The organism is Accumulibacter sp. (assembly GCF_029255125.1).
GTDB lineage: Bacteria > Pseudomonadota > Gammaproteobacteria > Burkholderiales > Rhodocyclaceae > Accumulibacter.
In genome coordinates this window covers 1-4,492 of sequence record NZ_JAPUVR010000043.1, presented here as the reverse complement: position 1 = coordinate 4,492, position 4,492 = coordinate 1, and the positions used below count along the sequence as shown (strand labels likewise).

General features: G+C 68.7%; 4 protein-coding genes. 1 reads left to right on the top strand and 3 read right to left on the bottom strand.

What is annotated here, in order from left to right:
* From Q1L59_RS16700 to Q1L59_RS02225, 3 genes are all read right to left on the bottom strand, one after another.
* The coding region (locus Q1L59_RS16700; protein ID WP_366145609.1) for an SUMF1/EgtB/PvdO family nonheme iron enzyme at window positions 1–2,392 on the bottom strand (2,392 nt) is incomplete at its 3' end.
* Complete coding sequence (locus tag Q1L59_RS02230; protein WP_300327666.1) at window positions 2,389–3,369, bottom strand: AAA family ATPase; 981 nt, start codon at window positions 3,367–3,369, stop codon at window positions 2,389–2,391. The genes Q1L59_RS16700 and Q1L59_RS02230, both read right to left, overlap by 4 nt.
* Window positions 3,370–3,374: 5 nt before the next feature.
* Window positions 3,375–3,785: a hypothetical protein gene (locus Q1L59_RS02225; RefSeq protein ID WP_300327665.1), complete on the bottom strand. Its 411-nt coding sequence runs from the start codon at window positions 3,783–3,785 to the stop codon at window positions 3,375–3,377.
* A gap of 33 nt (window positions 3,786–3,818) precedes the next feature.
* Here Q1L59_RS02225 and Q1L59_RS02220 point away from each other — a divergent pair, with 33 nt between their 5' ends.
* Entirely contained in the window at window positions 3,819–4,382 is a 564-nt protein-coding gene (locus Q1L59_RS02220) for a hypothetical protein (RefSeq protein ID WP_300327664.1), read from the top strand.
* Window positions 4,383–4,492 lie beyond the last annotated feature (110 nt).

The following is a 4,492-nucleotide window of genomic DNA, read 5'->3' as shown; positions in this document are numbered from 1 at the left end:
GGTAGTTCCCATCGTAGTTGACCCGCTCCGGCGTCAGCTCGTCGCCAAACGAAAACGGCGTCGTCGTCCCCGCCCGGCACGCGTATTCCCACTCCGCTTCGCTCGGCAATCGCACCGCCAATCCCGCTACCCGACGCTGCAGTTCGCCGATGAAGCGCTGCACATCGTCCCACGACACCTGTTCGACCGGGTTGCGCGCATCGTCCTTGAACTCGCTCGGATTCTTCCCCATCACCGCCTGCCACAAGGCCTGCGTGCACGCCGTGTCGGCCAGCCAGTAACCCCGGCTCAGCGTCACTTCGTGCTGCACCTCGACGTCATACCGCTCCGGCTCGTCCGCCGGCGAACCCATCAGAAAACGCCCCGGTGCGATCCAGCGGAAGCGTTGCCTGACGCCGCCGACCTCGATTTCGCTGAACAGGCCGCAGGCGTCGCGGCCGAGCGCGCGCGCCCAGCGCGGGCGCGCGATGGCGGCGACGGTGAGCGCCAGGTGCGGCGCGTGCAGCTCGACGCGCTCGACCTCGCGCGTCAGCACGGCGACGCGGTGCGGCAAGGCGCTGGCGGCGAGATAAACCGACGCGCCGTCGGCGGCCGGCGACGACGCCGTCGGCAGGCGCCTGACGCGCACGAAAACGCCGCCGTCGACCAGCGTCAGGTCGGTGTACGGACTGCCGGCCGGCGGCCAGCCGCCGACCTTCGCGTCGAGCGCTTCGAGACACAGCTCGGCGCCACGCTGGCGCAGCGCGCAAGCGATCGGCCGGCGCTCGGACGGCGGGTCGAGGAAGAAACGCACCTGTTCCGGACGCACCCCCGCCGGCAGTTCGACCGCTTCGCCACGCGCCACGCGCGCGCGCTGCGCGAGCGCCCAGAGCGCGGCCTGAACATCGTCGGCGGCCACAATCGGGTCGCTCTGACGGTCGACGTGGCGCTGGTTGAACTGCTGCAGGGCAAGCGCTTCCGGCCGTTGCTCGGCCGTGCGGGCGAGCGCCCGCAGCCAGCGCTGCGCCTCTTCCCGCAGCTTGTCCGACACGGCCTGCGGCGCCAGTCGCTGGCTGGCGATGATTTCGCTGAAACGCACCGAGTCGGGCAAGCCGGCATGGTGGGCGAGGATCAGGTCGACGGCGGCACGTTGCAGATCCGGCGCGAGCGCGGCAAAGGCGTCCTGGTAGCGGGCGATCGCCGCCTTGTCGGCGTACTGGAAACCCTGCGGGCCGGCGCGCACGTCGGCGTGTTGCCAGATCAGCGCTTCGCCGAGGACATCGGCCACCGCTGCCGGCAAGAGTCCGCGTGCCGCGCGCAGCAGCGGCGGTTCGACGCGTACCGCGGGCGCGAGCAGCGTGAGCAGGCTTTCGGCAGCCCGTCGGCCGCGCTCGAACTCCTCACTGAGCCGGGCTTCCGCGTCGCCCGCCGGCGGGCGGGCGGTTGTCGGACGCAGACGACTGTGGCGGTCCCATTCGACGAGCGTGAAGCTGCGCAGCAGTTCGGCCGGATGGAGACGCGCGGGAACCGGGCAGAGCGCCAGCGCCTGCCGTCCAGCGCTGCGCAGACGGCCGGCGAACTGCTGCCAGCCGGGCAGCGCGGCCGATGCGGGGTCGAGCATGCCGAGATCGCCGAGGATCAGCAGCGCGGTCGTCGGCGCCGGCGACTGCCAGCGTTGACGCATCAGGCGCCGCCGGCCGTGCGCGCTGCGGTCGACCAGTGGTTGCGCTCCCGGCTCGTCCGCCAGCAGGTAGTGTTCGATCCGCTGCCGGCCGTGGCGTTTGAGCAGCGCGCGGTGCAGCGCGTCGAAGTCGGCGTGCAGCGGCGTGGTCTGCCGGGAGTAGTCGGCGAGAATGGCAATGCGCGGGCTCCAGCCGTGCCGGTGGAGCAGCGGAATGCGGCGCAGCGCTTCGCCGCGCGTCAGGTTGTCGAGCAGGCGTGGAATGTCGGGCTGGTTGAGCTCGAGCGATCGCCCGAGTTCCCGGCGCAGGAAGGGCCACAGGCGCGACCAGCGGGTCAGCGGCGGGTGCGCGGGCAGACGCAGCGAAGCGGGATCGGGACGCGGATCGTCGGTGAGCAGCGCGGCTGTCGCCAGCCAGCCGGGCGCTTCGTCGGCGCCGGCGCCGGCTTCCGGCGCGCTCTGCCGGTGTTCGCTGACGTGGAAGAAGCGCGCGCCGGGAAGCTTCGCCGGACGTTCGGGCAGCGGCGGCCCGGTGTCGTCGAGGCCAGCCGGCGGCGACGCCGGGGGTACGACCTCGGGCGCCGCGGCGGGCTTCGCCGGCCGCCCGCTGGCTCGCTCATAGCCGAGCGCGGCGGCAACCTGCTCGAGCGCCAGGTCGCCGTGTTCGGCCTGCACGCGCAGCAGGTCGGCCCGCCCGACGGCGGTTCGCGTGCGCAGCGGCGCGTGGCTCATCCGTTCGCCGGCGGATGTTTCTTCAAGGCGAAGTCCTGCACCTTGGCGAGCAACGCCGGCTGCTGCGCGGGGTCGGCCTGCAGCGTGGTGACGACGCGCAGCAGATCGATGTACTCGGCGTAGCCCGGCCCCTGCAGACCCTGGGCGGTGGCCGCCTGCCGGTCTTCCCACAGTTGGGCGGCGGCGCTGCGATAGACCTCGTGCGGGCAGCGATCGGCGAAATGCAGCTTGCCGCGTTCGATCAGCGCGGCGATGAAGTCGCTTTCGCTCTTCGGCATCTGCAGGTTGAGTACCAGACAGCGGCGGACGAAGGCCGCCGGCAGCTCGCGTTCCTCGTTGGTGGTGATGACGACCAGCGGCGTCGGCGTTTCTGGCGCGATGCTTACCGCCTGCTCGAGCCAGGGAACGGTGAACGCGCCGTTCCCCAGCGTTTCCAGCAGGCCGTTCGGCAGATCGGCCTCCGCCTTGTCGATTTCGTCGATGAGCAGCACGCTGCCCTGGGCCGGCGTCCACTCGGCCGGTGGCTGCGGACGCGCGCTGCGACCGCTGCTGCGCAGGTGCTGGCGCTCGGCGGTGTCCCAGTCGAAAGCCCACCACAGCGCACCCGGGCTGAGGTAGTTGCGCTGATCGAGGCGGGCGCGCACTTCCTCGGCGCTGCAGTGACCGGCACTCATCGCCTGCGCGTCGCCCAGCCGGGCGAGCCCGTCGAAACGCCACTGCAGATCCTGGCTTTCGCTGCGCGCGTGCACCACTTCGGCCAGGAACAGGCGACCGAGCGCCTCCGCCGCGGCGCGCGCCAACTGACTCTTGCCCGAGCCCGGTTCGCCGCGCACCAGCAGGGGCCGCTGCGCGGCGAGCGCGGCACGCACGGCCCAGGCCGAGTTTTCGTCGAAACGATGCACCGTCGCCGGCCACGAGCCGCGCGCCGGGAGCGTCAGGGGATGCAGTGGAAGCACGGGGATTGCGGTCGTTTTCATCGGGATCAGCGCAAAGTGTCGGGAAGGTTGAGGAATCCGCGGATGATGGTGATCAGGCGCGTCTCGCGCAGCAGCAAGGGGTTCTCGCCGGAAGCCTGCTGGTAGAGGATCTTCAGTCGGGGTAGAAGCTCTCGAAGTTCGTCGTAGACGGACGGTCGCCTGAGCGGCGATTTCTCATCTTCGTCGACCAGGATGTAATGGTGCCGATGCTTGTGCTTTCCACAGTCATAAAGTTCCTCGTCAATGAGGTCAATGAAGAGAGCCTTTTTCGCAGAGTTGAGCCGCAGATCCTCCCTCTTGATCTCGGTCTTGAAGTGGTGCGCCACGTCAAGCAGGATATCGTCTACCGGCTGGTCAGTACCAAAGCCAGACTCCAGGTTCGTAAGCTTGATCCTGCCCCTTCCGATCAAGTCCATTTCGCTGCTGCCGTCGAAGCCAGGAGGCGCCTGTTGGTAGCGCGAACTGACGATCTCGGCACCACCTCGAGTGCGGATGGGTACCTCGAAGCGTGCCTCGCCGTCCCTTCTCTCCTGTGCCTCGACCCAATCCGGTCGAACGGCCAGCGCACAGAGCCAGAAGAGCAGCTGCTTTGCGGTTTCCCAGGACTTTTCGATTTTGTGCTGCAAAGCGGCGCCCGTCGCCGGCCGGAGGACATCGTCGAGGACCGTTTCGAGGTTGCTCGAACACAGGCAATGCGCCAATGCGGCGACATCTTCACCGACCGCGAGACCTTGGGTCACGGCGTATTTGCGGATCATCTGCGTCAGATCTGGAACTTCGGTGAGCTTTTGGCGGACATTCTCCTCGACCTTTTGGACGAAGATTCCGTCAGCGTCCCGGTTGTCCCGGTAAAGGCGGTCGCCTTTTCGCCCCTCGGGAACGATTCGCCCCAACAGGGCAGCAAAATCGGTGTCTCGGTGCACTTCCTCGCTCGGTGTGAGCATGTCGGCGAGGACGGCAAGGATCTCATCGATCCGAGTGCGGAAGTGGTCGCAGTTACTCAGAGGTTGTGAATTTTTCGTTTCAGCACTGCCACCCGGGGCAGCGGGCGCCGATGTCGCGCGGAAGGGAACAATTCTGCGGTGGCGTAGAAAGCGAGGCTGCCGACTCGCCTTTCCGCCTT

Coding starts and splice junctions, on each gene's coding strand:
- Q1L59_RS02230 (WP_300327666.1), bottom strand. CDS start 3,369: ATGAAAACGACCGCAATCCCCGTGCTTCCACTGCATCCCCTGACGCTC.
- Q1L59_RS02225 (WP_300327665.1), bottom strand. CDS start 3,785: ATGGACTTGATCGGAAGGGGCAGGATCAAGCTTACGAACCTGGAGTCT.